This window comes from Leclercia tamurae, from assembly GCF_025566055.1.
Taxonomy (GTDB): domain Bacteria; phylum Pseudomonadota; class Gammaproteobacteria; order Enterobacterales; family Enterobacteriaceae; genus Enterobacter; species Enterobacter tamurae.
Genome location: NZ_JAMHKS010000070.1, coordinates 189,967 through 206,636 on the forward strand (window position 1 = coordinate 189,967; position 16,670 = coordinate 206,636).

General features: G+C 53.6%; 13 protein-coding genes and 2 tRNA genes. 1 reads left to right on the forward strand and 14 read right to left on the reverse strand.

Translation table 11 applies throughout. The features are described from left to right. Positions 1 to 40: 40 nt before the first annotated feature. The 8 genes from pnp to M8318_RS08750 form a co-directional block, all read right to left on the reverse strand. Positions 41 to 2,173: a polyribonucleotide nucleotidyltransferase gene (pnp, locus tag M8318_RS08715; protein WP_106994807.1), complete on the reverse strand. Its 2,133-nt coding sequence runs from the start codon at positions 2,171 to 2,173 to the stop codon at positions 41 to 43. A 241-nt stretch (positions 2,174 to 2,414) separates the two neighbouring features. Continuing rightward, complete coding sequence (gene rpsO, locus M8318_RS08720; RefSeq protein WP_106994808.1) at positions 2,415 to 2,684, reverse strand: 30S ribosomal protein S15; 270 nt, start codon at positions 2,682 to 2,684, stop codon at positions 2,415 to 2,417. Between the two features lie 152 nt (positions 2,685 to 2,836). Next, complete coding sequence (gene truB / locus M8318_RS08725) at positions 2,837 to 3,781, reverse strand: tRNA pseudouridine(55) synthase TruB (RefSeq protein ID WP_262662006.1); 945 nt, start codon at positions 3,779 to 3,781, stop codon at positions 2,837 to 2,839. Further along, the gene (rbfA, locus tag M8318_RS08730) at positions 3,781 to 4,182 is read right to left on the reverse strand and encodes a 30S ribosome-binding factor RbfA (protein ID WP_059307112.1); all 402 of its coding nucleotides are present in this window, start codon (positions 4,180 to 4,182) and stop codon (positions 3,781 to 3,783) included. Before rbfA ends, truB begins: the two co-directional genes overlap by 1 nt. Positions 4,183 to 4,275: 93 nt before the next feature. Beyond that, positions 4,276 to 6,966, reverse strand: coding sequence for a translation initiation factor IF-2 (gene infB / locus M8318_RS08735; RefSeq protein ID WP_106994810.1), 2,691 nt, complete (start codon positions 6,964 to 6,966; stop codon positions 4,276 to 4,278). Positions 6,967 to 6,990: 24 nt separating this feature from the next. Beyond that, a complete protein-coding gene (nusA, locus tag M8318_RS08740) occupies positions 6,991 to 8,478 on the reverse strand; it encodes a transcription termination factor NusA (RefSeq protein WP_262662008.1) in 1,488 nt (495 codons plus the stop codon). A gap of 27 nt (positions 8,479 to 8,505) precedes the next feature. Then, entirely contained in the window at positions 8,506 to 8,958 is a 453-nt protein-coding gene (rimP, locus tag M8318_RS08745; protein ID WP_142487237.1) for a ribosome maturation factor RimP, read from the reverse strand. Between the two features lie 207 nt (positions 8,959 to 9,165). Next, positions 9,166 to 9,242: transfer RNA gene (locus M8318_RS08750), tRNA-Met, on the reverse strand. Positions 9,243 to 9,528: 286 nt separating this feature from the next. Between M8318_RS08750 and argG the strand changes: the two genes are divergently transcribed. Further along, positions 9,529 to 10,875 carry an argininosuccinate synthase gene (argG, locus tag M8318_RS08755; protein WP_106994813.1) on the forward strand — a complete coding sequence of 449 codons (1,347 nt, stop codon included), beginning with the start codon at positions 9,529 to 9,531 and terminating at the stop codon, positions 10,873 to 10,875. 145 nt (positions 10,876 to 11,020) lie between these two features. Here argG and M8318_RS08760 read toward each other — a convergent pair. The 6 genes from M8318_RS08760 to rlmE all read right to left on the reverse strand — a co-directional run bounded on the left by M8318_RS08760 (position 11,021) and on the right by rlmE (position 16,611). After that, positions 11,021 to 11,107: transfer RNA gene (locus M8318_RS08760), tRNA-Leu, on the reverse strand. A 13-nt stretch (positions 11,108 to 11,120) separates the two neighbouring features. Then, positions 11,121 to 11,453 (reverse strand): preprotein translocase subunit SecG, encoded by a 333-nt coding sequence (gene secG / locus M8318_RS08765; protein WP_032614427.1) that lies wholly within the window; start codon positions 11,451 to 11,453, stop codon positions 11,121 to 11,123. 223 nt (positions 11,454 to 11,676) lie between these two features. Next, positions 11,677 to 13,014, reverse strand: a complete 1,338-nt coding sequence (gene glmM, locus M8318_RS08770; protein WP_106994814.1) for a phosphoglucosamine mutase — start codon at positions 13,012 to 13,014, stop codon at positions 11,677 to 11,679. Continuing rightward, positions 13,007 to 13,855, reverse strand: a complete 849-nt coding sequence (gene folP, locus M8318_RS08775; protein WP_262662011.1) for a dihydropteroate synthase — start codon at positions 13,853 to 13,855, stop codon at positions 13,007 to 13,009. The genes glmM and folP overlap by 8 nt, the downstream gene beginning before the upstream one ends. Before the next feature lie 92 nt (positions 13,856 to 13,947). Further along, positions 13,948 to 15,882 carry an ATP-dependent zinc metalloprotease FtsH gene (ftsH, locus tag M8318_RS08780; protein ID WP_262662012.1) on the reverse strand — a complete coding sequence of 645 codons (1,935 nt, stop codon included), beginning with the start codon at positions 15,880 to 15,882 and terminating at the stop codon, positions 13,948 to 13,950. 102 nt (positions 15,883 to 15,984) lie between these two features. Further along, positions 15,985 to 16,611, reverse strand: a complete 627-nt coding sequence (gene rlmE, locus M8318_RS08785) for a 23S rRNA (uridine(2552)-2'-O)-methyltransferase RlmE (protein ID WP_106994817.1) — start codon at positions 16,609 to 16,611, stop codon at positions 15,985 to 15,987. Between the last annotated feature and the right edge of the window lie 59 nt (positions 16,612 to 16,670).

Sequence of the window (16,670 nt, forward strand, 5' to 3'; positions counted from 1 at the left end):
ATAACAAGCCCCCCGCTTGCGCGGAGGGCAAACAGCAACCTTACTCGCCCTGTTCTGCTGCCGGAGCTTCCGGTGCAGCGGCAGATGACTGCTCAGTCGCTTCTTTAATGCTCAGACGGATACGGCCCTGACGGTCAACTTCCAGAACTTTAACCGGAACTTCCTGACCCATCTGCAGGTAATCGGTCACTTTCTCAACGCGCTTGTCAGCGATCTGAGAGATGTGAACCAGACCTTCTTTACCGCCACCGATGGCAACGAATGCGCCAAAGTCAACGATACGGGTCACTTTACCGCTGTAGATACGGCCCACTTCGATCTCTGCAGTGATCTCTTCGATACGACGAATAGCGAATTTCGCTTTCTCGCCGTCGGTCGCTGCGATCTTCACAGTACCGTCATCTTCGATTTCGATGGTGGTGCCGGTCTCTTCGGTCAGAGCACGGATAACAGAACCGCCTTTACCGATAACGTCTTTGATCTTGTCCGGGCTGATCTTGATGGTGTGGATACGCGGTGCGAACTGAGAAATGTCGCCACGTGGCGCGTTAATCGCCTGTTCCATCACGCTCAGGATGTGCAGACGTGCACCTTTCGCCTGGTTCAGCGCAGCATGCATGATCTCTTTGGTGATGCCTTCAATTTTGATATCCATCTGCAGAGCAGAGATACCTTCGCGGGAACCCGCAACTTTGAAGTCCATATCACCCAGGTGATCTTCGTCGCCCAGGATGTCAGACAGAACAACGTAGTTGTCGCCTTCTTTCACCAGACCCATTGCGATACCCGCAACGGCCGCTTTAACCGGAACACCCGCGTCCATCAGTGCCAGAGAAGCACCACACACGGAAGCCATAGAAGAAGAACCGTTAGATTCGGTGATTTCAGAAACCACGCGAACGGTGTACGGGAATTTGTCAGCATCTGGCATCACTGCCAGCACGCCGCGCTTCGCCAGACGACCGTGACCAATTTCACGACGCTTAGGCGAGCCCACCATACCGGTCTCACCGACGGAGTACGGAGGGAAGTTGTAGTGGAACAGGAAGCTGTCAGTGCGCTCGCCCATCAGTTCATCGATGTTCTGTGCGTCACGGGCAGTACCCAGGGTCGCGGTAACCAGCGCCTGCGTTTCACCACGGGTGAACAGGGCGGAACCGTGAGTACGTGGCAGCACGCCAGTACGCACATCCAGACCACGGATCATGTCTTTTTCACGGCCATCGATACGCGGCTCGCCTGCCAGAACGCGGCTACGAACAACGTTTTTCTCGATCGCGTGCAGAATTTCGCTCAGCTCGTTCGCATCCAGGGATTCATCTTCTGCAACCAGCGTAGCGATGGTTTCAGATTTGATGACGTCAACCTGAGCATAACGCTCCTGCTTGTCGGTGATGCGGTAAGCATCGCTCAGACGGGCTTCAGCCTGCGCAGCAACGCGCGCGTTCAGCGCTTCGTTTACTGCTTCTGGCTGCCAGTCCCAACGTGGTTTACCGGCTTCTTTCACCAGGTCGTTGATGTTCTGGATAACGATCTGCTGCTGCTCGTGGCCAAAGACCACCGCGCCCAGCATCTGGTCTTCGCTCAGCAGTTCTGCTTCGGATTCGACCATCAGTACTGCCGCTTCTGTACCGGCAACAACCAGGTCCAGCTTGCTCTCTTTCAGCTCGTCCTGAGTTGGGTTCAGAACGTACTGGTCGTTGATGTAACCCACGCGTGCAGAACCGATTGGACCGTTGAATGGAATACCAGACAGGGACAGGGCTGCAGATGCGCCGATCATCGCCACGATGTCCGGGTTAACCTGTGGGTTAACGGAAACAACGGTCGCGATAACCTGAACTTCGTTTACGAAGCCTTCCGGGAACAGCGGGCGAACCGGGCGGTCAATCAGACGCGCGATCAGGGTTTCGCCTTCGCTTGGACGGCCTTCACGACGGAAGAAACCACCCGGGATTTTACCGGCAGCGTAGGTACGCTCCTGGTAGTTAACGGTCAGCGGGAAGAAGTCCTGACCTGGTTTTGCTTTTTTCTGGCCAACCACGGTTACGAATACCGCGGTGTCATCCATGCTTACCATTACGGCAGCAGTAGCCTGACGCGCCATCATGCCGGTTTCCAGCGTAACGGTGTGTTGGCCGTACTGGAATTTACGAACGATCGGATTCAGCAAGATTCTGTCCTTTCTTAAATGAATGACAGCACACCAGAGGCGTGCTGACGTTTAACCGGACCTTCTTCGCATCCTCGCGACTAATGACAACCGACACCCCCATGGGTGAAGCCTCTCATTAGCCGCGCGAACCTCTGCAATGAAGATCATTTATAGCAACAATACATTAGTTTCCAGTGAATTGCTGCGGTCTGGTTGAAAAAAGGGGCCATAAGGCCCCCTTTTCTGAAACTCGCAAGACTTAGCGACGCAGACCCAGACGCTCGATCAGCGAGGTGTAGCGTGCAACATCTTTACGTTTCAGGTAGTCGAGCAGTTTACGACGCTGAGAAACCATACGCAGCAGACCACGACGGCTGTGGTGATCTTTTTTGTGCTCTGCAAAGTGACCCTGCAGGTGGTTAATCTGTGCAGTCAGCAGTGCAACCTGAACTTCGGTAGAACCGCTGTCGTTAGCATCACGACCAAACTCAGAAACGATTTTAGCTTTAGCTTCAACGCTTAGAGACATTTTAAAACTCCAAAGTATAAAGAATGAAAGGATGCCGATCTCTAATTCAGCTATCCCATGTATAACGCTTGCCAATTGTTAAACAATTCAACAGACGTTAAGCGGCAATATTCTACCCGCCTCCCCTGGTTATCGCAAGGTAAGGCGTCAGCTTATGCCGGATATTCGACCACCAGACGGCGCGGTGCAACACGACCTTCGTCGTCAATTTCACCCATACCGATAAAGGTGTTGTTGTCGCCTTCCGTAACGCGAACCAGCCCTTGATGAGGGACGTCGGTGGTGCGCACCGGGTTACCGTTTTTGAAGTAAACGGACGAGGTCAGCGGCAGATTAACGACCGGGTAGTCCGAAGCTGGACTGTCCATCGGCATCAACAGTGGGTCCAGCAACTCGGCAGCATCAATACCCTGCTCCTGGGCCTGCTCAACCAGCGCCTGCAGCTGCTCCAGCGTCACCATCCGTTCTGCAGGATACTTACTGACGGCCAGACGGCGCAGATAGATCACGTGCGCGCCACAGCCCAGCTTTTCACCCAGATCGTCAATGATGGTGCGGATGTACGTACCTTTTGAGCAGTGGACTTCCAGCTCCAGCTCATCGCCTTCATGACGAATGAACAGCAGTTCATACACCGTAATCGGACGGGCTTCACGCGGCACCTCGATACCCTGGCGTGCATACTCATAGAGTTTTTTGCCCTGGTATTTCAGTGCTGAATACATCGACGGCACCTGCTCGGTGTCGCCGCGGAAACTTTCCAGCGCCGCCTCAAGCTGATCGCTACTGAACGTCACCGGACGCTCTTCCACTACCTGACCATCCGCATCGGAGGTATCCGTGCGCTGACCCAGCTTCGCAATCACGCGGTAACGCTTATCGGAATCCAGCAGATACTGAGAAAACTTCGTCGCTTCGCCCAGGCAAACCGGCAGCATGCCGGTCGCCAGCGGATCCAGCGCACCGGTATGACCGGCGCGGTTGGCATTATAGAGACGCTTTACTTTTTGCAGCACGTCGTTGCTGGAGGCACCCTGGTGCTTATCCAGCAGCAGCACGCCGTGCACGTCGCGACCGCGACGACGAGGACGACTCATCAGTCCTCCTTGTTATCGTCCGGGTTCACACGACGCTCATCATCCTGCTTCACCACGCTGGTGACCAGGTTGGACATGCGCATCCCTTCAACCAGTGAGTTGTCGTAGAAGAAGGTCAGTTCCGGCACGATACGCAGGCGCATAGCTTTGCCCAGCAGAGAGCGGATAAAACCAGAGGCATCCTGCAGGGCTTTGATACCCAGCTTAACTGCCGCTTCATCCTGGTCATTCAGGAAAGTCACAAACACTTTGGCATAGGCCAGATCGCGGGATACTTCAACCCCGGATACCGTCGTCATCATGCCCAGGCGTGGGTCTTTAATTTCGCGCTGCAGGATGATTGCGATCTCTTTTTGCATCTCTTGAGCAACGCGCTGCGGGCGACCAAATTCTTTCGCCATAATAAATTCTCCAGACAAAAAAGGGGCTCTAAGCCCCTTTTGTTAATTCTTGCCGGGTGGCACGAGGCGATCCCGGCCTACATTCTACGCAGATTAAGCGATAGTACGCTGGATCTCGATGATCTCGAACACTTCGATCATGTCGCCAACGCGAACGTCGTTGTAGTTCTTCACGCCGATACCACATTCCATGCCGTTACGGACTTCGTTAACGTCATCTTTGAAGCGGCGCAGGGATTCCAGCTCGCCTTCATAGATAACCACGTTGTCACGCAGAACGCGGATTGGGTTGTGACGCTTGATGTTGCCTTCGGTAACCATACAGCCCGCGATCGCACCAAATTTCGGTGATTTGAACACGTCACGTACTTCAGCCAGACCGATGATCTGCTGTTTCAGTTCCGGAGACAGCATACCGCTCATTGCCGCTTTCACTTCGTCGATCAGGTGATAGATGACGGAGTAGTAACGCAGATCCAGGCTTTCCGCTTCGATCACGCGACGCGCAGAAGCATCGGCACGGACGTTGAAGCCAACCAGAATTGCGTTGGACGCTGCAGCCAGGGTTGCGTCGGTTTCGGTGATACCACCTACGCCAGAACCGATGATCTTCACTTTCACTTCGTCGGTAGACAGTTTCAGTAAAGAGTCGGAGATCGCTTCCACAGAACCCTGAACGTCGGCCTTCAGAACGACGTTCACTTCGTGAACTTCGCCTTCGGTCATGTTGGCAAACATGTTCTCGAGTTTAGATTTCTGCTGGCGAGCCAGTTTAACTTCACGGAATTTGCCCTGACGATACAGCGCAACTTCACGCGCTTTCTTCTCGTCACGAACAACGGTCACTTCATCACCGGCAGCCGGAACACCGGACAGACCGAGGATTTCCACAGGAATGGATGGACCTGCTTCCAGCACTTCACGACCCAGTTCGTCACGCATTGCACGAACACGGCCATATTCGAAGCCACACAGCACGATGTCGCCTTTGTTCAGGGTACCTTCACGTACCAGAACAGTAGCAACCGGGCCACGACCTTTATCCAGGAAGGACTCGATCACCGCACCGCTCGCCATACCATTGCGAACCGCTTTCAGCTCCAGAACTTCAGCCTGCAGCAGGATAGCATTCAGCAGGTCATCGATACCGGTACCCACTTTTGCAGAAACCGGGATGAACTGAGACTCACCGCCCCACTCTTCCGGCATAACACCGTACTGGGACAGTTCGTTTTTAACGCGATCCATGTCCGCTTCTGGCTTATCGATTTTGTTCACTGCAACGACCAGAGGCACCTGCGCCGCTTTCGCGTGCTGGATTGCTTCGATAGTCTGCGGCATCACGCCATCGTCTGCTGCAACTACCAGAACAACGATATCCGTCGCCTGAGCACCACGAGCACGCATGGAGGTAAACGCGGCGTGGCCCGGGGTATCCAGGAAGGTGATCATTCCGTTGTCGGTTTCTACGTGGTAGGCACCGATGTGCTGGGTAATGCCGCCTGCTTCGCCGGAGGCCACTTTCGTAGAACGAATGTAGTCCAGCAGAGAGGTTTTACCGTGGTCAACGTGACCCATGATGGTTACAACCGGTGCACGCGGTTCAGCCGCTGCGCCAGTGTCACGGTCGCTCATTACCGCTTCTTCCAGCTCGTTTTCACGACGCAGGATAACTTTGTGGCCCATCTCTTCGGCAACCAGCTGTGCGGTTTCCTGGTCGATAACCTGGTTGATGGTCGCCATTGCACCCAGCTTCATCATCGCTTTGATGACCTGAGAGCCTTTAACAGCCATCTTGTTCGCCAGCTCGCCAACGGTGATGGTTTCGCCGATGATAACGTCACGGTTAACAGCCTGAGCTGGCTTCTGGAAGCCTTGCTGCAGAGCGGAACCTTTACGCTTACCACCTTTACCACCGCGACCCGCTGCACGCGCTTCTTCGCGATCGGCTTTGGATTCAGCGTGCTTGTTGCCCTTCTTCTGAGGACGGGCAGTTTTTGATGCGGTACGGGTACGGCTACGGCCACCTTCAACTTCACGGTCGTTTTCGTCTTCTGCCTGGCGCGCATGCTGAGAAGTAGTCACGTGATAATCACTGGTGTCTTCTGTCTGCTCAACAGGATTCACACCGTTCTTCTCGTTCTCTTCTGCCATACGGCGCGCTTCTTCAGCAACACGACGTGCGTCTTCTTCCAGCTTACGGCGAGCTTCTTCTTCCGCTTTACGCTTCAGCTCGGCAGCTTCATTTTCACGACGGGCTTTTTCCGTCTGGGCAGTTTTGGTCATTTCGTCAGTCTGTTGATTGCTCACTTTGTCTTTTTCCGCCGCGTCACGCTTCGCTTTATCACTGGCATCGCGCTTCGCTTTTTCTGCGGCCTCACGTTCAGCTTTTAATTCTGCCTCACGTTTGGCGGTTGCTTCCGCCTCACGCTGAGCTTGTTCTTCCGCTTCACGCTGCGCCTGCTCTTCCGCGGCAAGGCGTTCAGCCTCTTGCGGATCACGTTTTACAAAGGTGCGTGTCTTGCGGACTTCGATTTGTACCGATTTGCTTTTTCCACCGGTACCTGGAACATTTAACGTACTGCGCGTTTTACGCTGTAACGTCAGTTTATCAGGCGCCGAGCCGTGTTCACGGTTCAGGTGCGATAATAAGGTTTGTTTCTCTTGCGCGGTCACTGAGTCATCAGCAGACTTCGGGATCCCTGCATCAGCAAATTGCTGTACCAGGCGGTCCACGGAAGTCTGAATCTCAGCAGCCAGCGTTTTTACAGTTACATCAGTCATGCTGTTCCTTCCTGCTACAGTTTATTACGCTTCGTCGCCGAACCAGCAAATATTACGTGCGGCCATGATGAGCTCGCCGGCTTTCTCGTCGGTTAAACCTTCGATATCAGCCAGGTCATCAACGCCTTGTTCAGCGAGATCTTCCAGCGTACAAACACCACGGGCAGCCAGCTTGAACGCAATCGCACGATCAAGACCTTCCAGATTCAGCAGGTCATCAGCCGGCTTGTTATCACCAAGGCTTTCTTCCTGAGCCAGTGCCAGGGTGGTCAGTGCGTTTTTAGCGCGGTCACGCAGGGCTTCAACGGTGGCTTCATCCAGGCCGTCAATTTCCAGCAGTTCTTTCATTGGCACATAGGCCAGTTCTTCCAGCGTGGAGAAACCTTCTTCAACCAGAACGGTGGCGAAATCTTCGTCAATGTCCAGGTACCTGGTGAAGGTATCAATAGCTGCATGGGCTTCAGCCTGATGCTTAGCCTGCAGGTCATCAACGGTCATCACGTTGAGTTCCCAGCCGCTCAGCTGTGAAGCCAGACGCACGTTCTGACCGTTACGGCCGATCGCCTGCGCCAGATTGCCAGCTTCAACGGCGATATCCATGGTGTGCTTGTCTTCGTCTACCACGATAGACGCAACATCAGCCGGTGCCATCGCGTTAATCACGAACTGCGCCGGGTTGTCGTCCCACAGAACGATATCAATACGCTCGCCACCCAGTTCAGTCGAAACAGCCTGAACACGTGCGCCACGCATACCGACGCAAGCCCCTACCGGGTCAATACGCTTGTCGTTGGTTTTCACCGCGATTTTCGCACGGGAACCCGGATCGCGGGCAGCGGCTTTAATCTCGATCACTTCTTCGCCAATTTCTGGCACTTCAATGCGGAACAGTTCGATCAGCATTTCAGGTTTAGAACGGGTCACGAACAGCTGTGCGCCACGCGCTTCTGGACGCACGGAATAGAGTACGCCGCGAATACGGTCACCCGGACGGAAGTTTTCACGTGGCAGCATATCTTCACGCAGAATGACAGCTTCAGCGTTGCTACCCAGATCCAGGGAGATATTGTCGCGGTTAACTTTCTTCACTACGCCGGTGATGATCTCACCTTCGTGTTCGCGGAACTGGTCAACGACCATGGCGCGCTCAGCTTCACGAACTTTCTGTACGATAACCTGTTTAGCAGTCTGGGTGGTGATACGGTCGAAGGTGACGGACTCGATCTGATCTTCAACGTAATCGTCAACGTTCAGACTCTCATCTTCATAACGCGCCGCTTCCAGAGTGATCTCTTTCGTTGGCTGGGTCACTTCTTCAACGATAACCCAACGACGGAAGGTATCGAAGTCGCCGCTCTTACGATCGATTTCTACGCGAACATCGATCTCTTGTTCGTATTTTTTCTTGGTTGCCGTAGCCAGTGCACTTTCCAGCGCTTCAAAAATCTTCTCGCGCGGCAGTGATTTTTCGTTGGAGACGGCTTCAACAACAGCCAAAATTTCTTTGTTCATCGCGGGCTTTTCACCTCATCCAGACTGTTAAAAGTGGGGAACCAGGTTCGCCTTCTGGATATTACTCAGCGCGAACACTTCATCTTTGCCTTCGACTGTTACTGTGATCATCTCACCGTCAACGGCCTTAATAACGCCCTGCCATTTACGGCGGTTTTGTACAGCCATACGCAGGACGAGAGCCGCTTCTTCACCAATGTAGTGCGTGTAGTGTTCAGCAGTAAACAGCGGGCGATGCAGACCAGGCGAGGAAACTTCCAGGTTATAGGCGACGGTAATAGGATCTTCAACATCAAGAACCGCACTCACCTGGTGGCTAACATCAGCACAATCATCAACATTGATGCCATCTTCACTATCAATATAGATGCGCAGCGTGGATGTACGGCTGCGAATAAATTCGATGCCGACCAGTTCGTAGCCCAGTGCTTCGACTGGTGCCTTAATCATCTCTGTTAATTTTTGGTCTAATGTGGACAAGCCCACCCCCAAGACGTAAAAAAAGGGCATAAAGCCCAGTTATTCTGTAGTCAGATAACAAAAAACCCCGATAAATCGGGGCTTTAGATAACTGAACCCTATAGCCACAACAGTGGCCTGGAGCACTTTCAAAAAGAATTTTTTCAAATCCAGCTACGAAGGCGCTAAGTCTTCACAGTATATTTGAAAAAGGACTTTATAGGAAAGTGGTTGCGGGGGCCGGATTTGAACCGACGACCTTCGGGTTATGAGCCCGACGAGCTACCAGGCTGCTCCACCCCGCGCCTGAAACGTGGCAAATTCTACTCTTTGTGGGTAAAAAATGCAAATAATGCTGGGATTTGGTACCGAGGACGGGACGTAAAATCGGCGTTCAGTATATTGATAGTGGACGCCCTCTGTCAACCCTGCTAACCGCAGCGATTAAGGCGGGAAATTTTTACAAAAAATACACGAATTGCTTTCGGTACTTGCCAAAAGATGATTAAATGAAAACTCACTTATTCTGCATAAAAATGCATTTAGGGTGAAAGCGATCACTCATCAGTCAATCAAGCAGGGTTTTATTTTATGACGACGATTCTCAAGCATCTTCCGCAAGGACAACGTATTGGCATCGCTTTTTCAGGCGGCCTGGATACCAGCGCTGCACTGCTGTGGATGCGCCAGAAGGGAGCGGTTCCTTATGCATATACTGCGAACCTGGGTCAGCCAGATGAGGACGATTATGATGCGATCCCTCGTCGTGCCATGGAGTACGGTGCAGAGAACGCACGCCTGATTGACTGCCGTAAGCAGCTGGTTGCCGAAGGTATCGCTGCCATCCAGTGTGGCGCTTTCCATAACACCACCGGTGGCCTGACCTATTTCAACACCACCCCGCTGGGCCGTGCCGTTACCGGCACCATGCTGGTTGCCGCGATGAAAGACGATGGCGTAAACATCTGGGGTGATGGCAGCACCTATAAAGGCAACGACATCGAGCGTTTCTACCGTTATGGCCTGCTGACCAACGCCGAACTGCAGATCTACAAGCCGTGGCTGGATACTGACTTCATCGACGAACTCGGTGGCCGTCACGAAATGTCCGAATTTATGATCGCCTGTGGCTTTGACTACAAAATGTCAGTGGAGAAAGCCTACTCCACCGACTCCAACATGCTGGGCGCCACGCACGAAGCAAAAGACCTGGAGTTCCTGAACTCCAGCGTGAAGATCGTTAACCCGATCATGGGCGTGAAGTTCTGGGACGAAAACGTCAAAATCCAGGCGGAAGAAGTGACCGTACGTTTTGAACGCGGCCACCCGGTTGCCCTGAACGGCCAGACCTTCTCTGACGATGTGGAACTGATGCTGGAAGCCAATCGCATCGGCGGCCGTCACGGTCTGGGGATGAGCGATCAGATCGAAAACCGTATCATCGAAGCGAAAAGCCGTGGCATCTATGAAGCCCCGGGGATGGCGCTGCTGCACATCGCTTATGAGCGTCTGCTGACCGGTATTCACAACGAAGATACCATTGAGCAGTATCACTCTCATGGTCGCCAGCTGGGCAAACTGCTGTATCAGGGTCGCTGGTTCGATCCGCAGGCGCTGATGCTGCGTGATGCCCTGCAGCGTTGGGTGGCAAGCGCAATTACCGGTGAAGTGACCCTGGAACTGCGTCGTGGCAATGATTATTCCATTCTGAACACCGTGTCTGACAACCTGACCTACCAGGCAGAGCGTCTGACCATGGAGAAAGGTGACTCGGTCTTCTCGCCGGACGATCGTATTGGTCAGCTGACCATGCGCAATCTGGATATCACCGATACCCGTGCCAAGCTGTTCACCTATACCGAGAATGGTCTGCTCTCCGTATCCACAGGGAATGGCCTGCCGCAGGTCGAGAATCTGGAAAACAGCGATAAGCAGTAATCATCACGGTACCGAATGCAAAAGGCGCCTTCAGGCGCCTTTTTTATGCTCTTTTGTAGGGCGGGCAAGCGTAGCGCCGCCGGGCGAAAAGATAAAACTACAGACGAAAAAAAAGACGTCTTGCGACGTCTTTTCTTCGGAATATTGGTACTGAGGATGGGACTCGAACCCACAAGCCCGTTAGGGCACTACCACCTCAAGGTAGCGTGTCTACCAATTCCACCACCTCAGCACAGATACTACTCTTACTGCGGGATATCGCTGGTCGGCTTAGCCGGTGCAGCTGGCTGAGTCTGCTCGGATTTCGCCGGCGCGCTCAGATTTTCCCACTCGCTTCCTTTACTGGTCTTGTTGCTGTTGATATTGCCAAGCGCCAGACTGATGATGAAAAACAGCGTTGCCAGAATCGCCGTTGCACGGGTCATGAAGTTACCAGAACCACTTGAACCGAACAGCGTACCAGAAGCGCCTGCTCCAAAAGAGGCCCCCATATCAGCGCCTTTACCTTGCTGCAGCATGATCAGCGCTACCAGAGCGATGGCTACAATAAGGAAAACTACTAAAAGAGCTTCGTACATAATCAACCTGTTCCTTGCGGATTTGCCGCATACCAATGCTTCGACCAATAAGCAGGAATTTGCTTTCCCACTGAAGCGGGTGTGAATACTAACCAAAGCGAATGACCTTCGCAAGGGCAATTTCAGTGCATTGTATCAAGTGCGGAAAAAAACAGCAAAAGGCCCGCGACTGTACAAAACAAAGGCGGCAGACGCCGCCTTTTTAAACACTTAACGCAAAATACTATGCTGCTTTCACCGCATCTGCGATGCGATGGGCAAACTCAGTCACCTGCGCTTCGTCTTCCCCTTCCACCATCACACGGATCAGCGGCTCGGTGCCAGACTTACGCAGCAGGACGCGGCCACGGGAGCCCAGCGCCGCTTCGACCTCAGCCATCACCGCTTTCACGTTGTCGTTTTCCAGCGGATCGCCTTTCCCGGCGGTAAAGCGCACGTTCACGAGAATTTGCGGGAACATTTTCATGCCGCTGCACAGATCGTGCAGGGACATATGGTTACGCACCATCGCCGCAACCACCTGCAGACTGGCCACAATGCCGTCACCGGTGGTGGTTTTGTCGAGCAGGATCACGTGGCCGGAGTTTTCCGCGCCAATGCGCCAGCCTTTCTCCTGCAGTTTTTCCAGAACGTAGCGATCGCCCACTTTTGCGCGCACAAACGGGATCCCCAGCTGCTTAAGTGCCAGCTCCAGACCCATGTTGCTCATCAGCGTACCGACGGCACCGCCGCGCAGCTGGCCCTGACGCAGACCTTCACGGGCAATGATATAGAGGATCTGATCCCCGTCGACCTTATTGCCTTCATGATCAACCATGATGACGCGGTCGCCGTCGCCGTCATAGGCGATACCCAGATCGGCCTTCTCTGCCAGCACGCGCGCCTGCAGAGCGCGAACGTCCGTCGCCCCCACTTCAGCGTTAATGTTCAGCCCGTTAGGCTCACAGCCAATGGCCACCACCTGCGCGCCCAGTTCGCGGAACACGTTTGGGGCGATGTGGTAGGTTGCCCCGTTCGCGCAGTCCACCACGATTTTAAGGTGGCTGAGGCTCAATTCGTTCGGGAAAGTACCTTTACAGAATTCAATGTAGCGCCCAGCCGCATCGACGATGCGGCTGGCTTTACCCAGCTCAGCGGAATCCACACAGGTGAGCTCTTTTTCCATTTCCGCTTCGATGGCTTCTTCAACTTCGTCCGGCAGCTTGGTGCCATCGATAGAGAAGAATTTGATGCCGTTATCGTAGAACGGGTTATGCGAGGCGGAGATCACAATCCCTGCTTCCGCACGGAAGGTCCGGGTGAGATAGGCGACAGCAGGCGTCGGCATTGGGCCGGTAAAAGAGGCAGAGAGCCCGGCGGCAGAAAGACCAGCTTCCAGCGCCGATTCAAGCATATAGCCAGAGATGCGCGTATCTTTACCAATGATGATTTTGCGCGAGCCGTGACTGGCCAGGACTTTGCCTGCCGCCCAGCCTAACTTCAGTACAAACTCAGGAGTAATTGGCGCATCGCCCACGCGTCCACGAATGCCGTCGGTACCAAAATATTTACGATTACTCATAGCGGTTGTTTTCCTTAGCTGCCAGTGTGGCTTCCACCACTCGCATGGCTTCTGCTGTCTCTTTTACGTCATGGACGCGAATAATATGCGCTCCCTGCATCGCTGCAATAACCGCGCAGGCCAGGCTTCCGTTCAGGCGGTCTGATGGCCCGACGTTAAGCAACTGGCCTATCATAGATTTTCGTGACATCCCGACCAGCAGCGGCAGGCCAAAATGGTGAAACTCAGATAAGCGCGCAAGAAGCTCGAAGTTATGAGAGAGATTTTTACCGAAACCGAATCCCGGGTCGAGCAGCAATTTCTCTTTTGCGATACCGGCACGCTCACAACGCGCAATATGCTCAACAAAGTAGCGGTTCACATCAGCAAACACGTCATCATACTTCGGCGCATCCTGCATGGTTTTCGGTTGGCCCTGCATGTGCATCAGACAGACCGGCAACCCGGTCTCTGCAGCGGCCTCAAGCGCTCCCGGTTCGGTGAGCGAGCGAATGTCATTAATAATGTGAGCGCCCACTCTCGCTGACTCGCGAATCACCTCTGGTTTAGAGGTATCCACCGAAATCCACACTTCGAAACGCTGTGCAAGGGCTTCGACCACCGGGATCACCCGGGACAACTCTTCGTCAACGCTGACATCCGCCGCGCCCGGTCGCGTCGATTCTCCACCAACGTCAATGATGGTCGCCCCGGCATTGATCATCAGATTCGCATGCCTGACCGCCTCGATCAGCGTGTTATGCGTCCCGCCATCGGAGAACGAGTCTGGCGTAACGTTCAGGATCCCCATCACATGCGGATGAGTCAGATCGAGATAAGAATCCTGGGCGAAGAGTTTCATGGCAATTCCCTGATTTTTTTAGTTAAGCAGACAAGAAAAACCCCGGGGCAAGCCCCAGGGTTTCAGGTAAAGCGAACATCTACAGCGGTAACTTATTTATCGCCCAACTGTTCTGACATGGTGTTGCCCGGGTTTGGCGTACGCGGTTCATCGACCGGACGCGGCGCACGTGGCGTGCCATTGTTGTCAGAGTTGTTAGAAGCACCTGGATCTTCCCAACCCGCTGGCGGACGCACATCGCGGCGTGCCATCAGGTCGTCGATCTGCGGTGCATCGATGGTCTCATATTTCATGAGCGCATCTTTCATAGCGTGCAGGATGTCCATATTTTCGTTCAGGATCTGGCGAGCACGTGCATAGTTACGCTCAACCAGAGATTTTACTTCCTGATCGATGATACGTGCTGTTTCGTCGGACATATGCTTCGCTTTCGCCACAGAACGGCCGAGGAACACTTCGCCCTCTTCTTCCGCATACAGCAGCGGACCGAGTTTGTCGGAGAAGCCCCACTGGGTGACCATGTTACGTGCCAGGTTGGTCGCGACTTTGATGTCGTTAGACGCACCGGTCGAAACATGTTCCACACCGTAGATAATCTCTTCCGCCAGACGACCACCGTACAGGGTTGAAATCTGGCTTTCCAGTTTCTGGCGGCTGGCGCTGATAGCATCGCCTTCCGGCAGGAAGAACGTCACGCCGAGCGCACGACCGCGCGGAATAATCGTCACTTTATGCACCGGATCGTGTTCCGGTACCAGGCGACCAATAATCGCATGACCTGCTTCGTGGTAAGCCGTGGACTCTTTCTGCGCTTCCGTCATCACCATGGAGCGGCGTTCCGCACCCATCATGATTTTGTCTTTCGCTTTCTCGAACTCCACCATCGAGACCACACGCTTGTTGCCGCGAGCAGCAAACAGTGCAGCTTCGTTCACGAGGTTAGCCAGATCCGCACCGGAGAAGCCTGGGGTACCGCGCGCAATGATTGCCGCATCGATGTCCGGAGACAGCGGTACGCGACGCATATGCACTTTCAGGATCTGCTCACGACCACGAACGTCTGGCAGACCGACCACAACCTGACGGTCGAAACGGCCTGGACGCAGCAGCGCAGGGTCAAGAACGTCCGGACGGTTAGTTGCCGCGATAACGATAATACCTTCGTTACCTTCGAAGCCGTCCATCTCAACCAGCATCTGGTTCAGCGTCTGCTCACGTTCATCGTGACCACCGCCCAGGCCTGCGCCACGCTGGCGGCCTACGGCGTCGATTTCATCGATGAAGATGATGCACGGTGCCGCTTTCTTGGCCTGTTCGAACATGTCACGCACACGGGATGCACCGACACCAACGAACATTTCCACGAAGTCAGAACCGGAAATGGTAAAGAACGGGACCTTCGCTTCACCGGCGATGGCTTTCGCCAGCAGGGTTTTACCGGTACCCGGAGGGCCGACCATCAGGACGCCTTTCGGGATCTTACCGCCCAGTTTCTGGAAGCGGCTCGGTTCACGCAGGTATTCAACCAGCTCACCCACCTCTTCTTTTGCTTCGTCGCAACCTGCTACGTCAGCAAAAGTGGTTTTGATCTGGTCTTCCGTCAACATACGCGCCTTACTCTTGCCGAACGACATGGCACCTTTGCCACCGCCGCCCTGCATTTGACGCATAAAGAAGATCCAGACGCCGATAAGCAGCAGCATCGGGAACCAGGAGATGAAGATAGAAGCCAGCAGGCTTGGCTCTTCCGGCGGCTCACCTACCACCTTGACGTTTTTAGTCAGAAGGTTATCAAGCAGCTTAGGATCGTTCACCGGAATGTAAGTCGTGTAACGGTTACTATCTTTCTTGGTAACGTTGATCTCACGTCCGTTGATACGCGCTTCGCGAACCTGATCCTGGTTGACCTCTTGCAGGAAGGTAGAGTAGTCCACCTTACGGCCATTAGACTCGCTGGGCCCAAAGCTCTGGAATACTGACATCAGCACAACGGCAATGACCAGCCAGAGTATTAGGTTTTTCGCCATGTCACTCAAGGGATTAACCTCTTATTACAACTGTGTTAAAAACAGCGTCAGGATACTCAGTATCCGATTCATTTCAAACTTTCGCCTGAAACTCACCGGCTATCATTTTCGCCCGGTCGCTACAATATACACTTCACGTGAACGAGCACGAGAAGAGTCCGGCTTACGAACTTTGACCTTCGCAAACAGGGAGCGAATTTCCTTCAGATACTCCTCGAAACCTTCGCCCTGGAACACCTTCACTAAAAAACTACCACCCGGCGCTAAGACATCACGGGACATCTCTAACGCCAGTTCTACCAGATACATGGAGCGAGGGATATCCACCGCCGGTGTTCCGCACATATTTGGCGCCATATCGGACATGACAACCTGAACTTTACTGTCACCTACACGTTCAAGTAACGCTTTCAGTACTAATTCATCACGAAAATCGCCCTGAAGGAAGTCCACACCAACGATGGGATCCATAGGCAAAAGATCGCAGGCGATGATTCGGCCAGTTCCGCCGATTTGTGTCACCGCATATTGCGACCATCCGCCGGGCGCTGCACCGAGGTCGACTACCGTCATCCCCGGCTTAAAGAGTTTGTCACTTTGCTGTATTTCATCAAGTTTAAACCAGGCACGGGAACGTAACCCCTTTTTCTGTGCCTGTAGAACATATTTATCGCTAAAGTGTTCCTGGAGCCAGCGGCTCGAGCTTGCAGAACGCTTTTTACCTGTCATTTAACTTTCCGTCCTGGTTCATCGTAGCCTGTGGTGTAAATTTCCACTCAGCAATTTGG

Excerpts from the sequence above, each read along its gene's own strand:
- nusA (WP_262662008.1), bottom strand. The coding sequence starts at position 8,478 with ATGAACAAAGAAATTTTGGCTGTTGTTGAAGCCGTCTCCAACGAAAAA.
- ftsH (WP_262662012.1), bottom strand. The coding sequence starts at position 15,882 with ATGGCGAAAAACCTAATACTCTGGCTGGTCATTGCCGTTGTGCTGATG.
- glmM (WP_106994814.1), bottom strand. The coding sequence starts at position 13,014 with ATGAGTAATCGTAAATATTTTGGTACCGACGGCATTCGTGGACGCGTG.
- truB (WP_262662006.1), bottom strand. The coding sequence starts at position 3,781 with ATGAGTCGTCCTCGTCGTCGCGGTCGCGACGTGCACGGCGTGCTGCTG.
- folP (WP_262662011.1), bottom strand. The coding sequence starts at position 13,855 with ATGAAACTCTTCGCCCAGGATTCTTATCTCGATCTGACTCATCCGCAT.
- rlmE (WP_106994817.1), bottom strand. The coding sequence starts at position 16,611 with ATGACAGGTAAAAAGCGTTCTGCAAGCTCGAGCCGCTGGCTCCAGGAA.
- secG (WP_032614427.1), bottom strand. The coding sequence starts at position 11,453 with ATGTACGAAGCTCTTTTAGTAGTTTTCCTTATTGTAGCCATCGCTCTG.
- rpsO (WP_106994808.1), bottom strand. The coding sequence starts at position 2,684 with ATGTCTCTAAGCGTTGAAGCTAAAGCTAAAATCGTTTCTGAGTTTGGT.
- rbfA (WP_059307112.1), bottom strand. The coding sequence starts at position 4,182 with ATGGCGAAAGAATTTGGTCGCCCGCAGCGCGTTGCTCAAGAGATGCAA.
- argG (WP_106994813.1), top strand. The coding sequence starts at position 9,529 with ATGACGACGATTCTCAAGCATCTTCCGCAAGGACAACGTATTGGCATC.
- infB (WP_106994810.1), bottom strand. The coding sequence starts at position 6,966 with ATGACTGATGTAACTGTAAAAACGCTGGCTGCTGAGATTCAGACTTCC.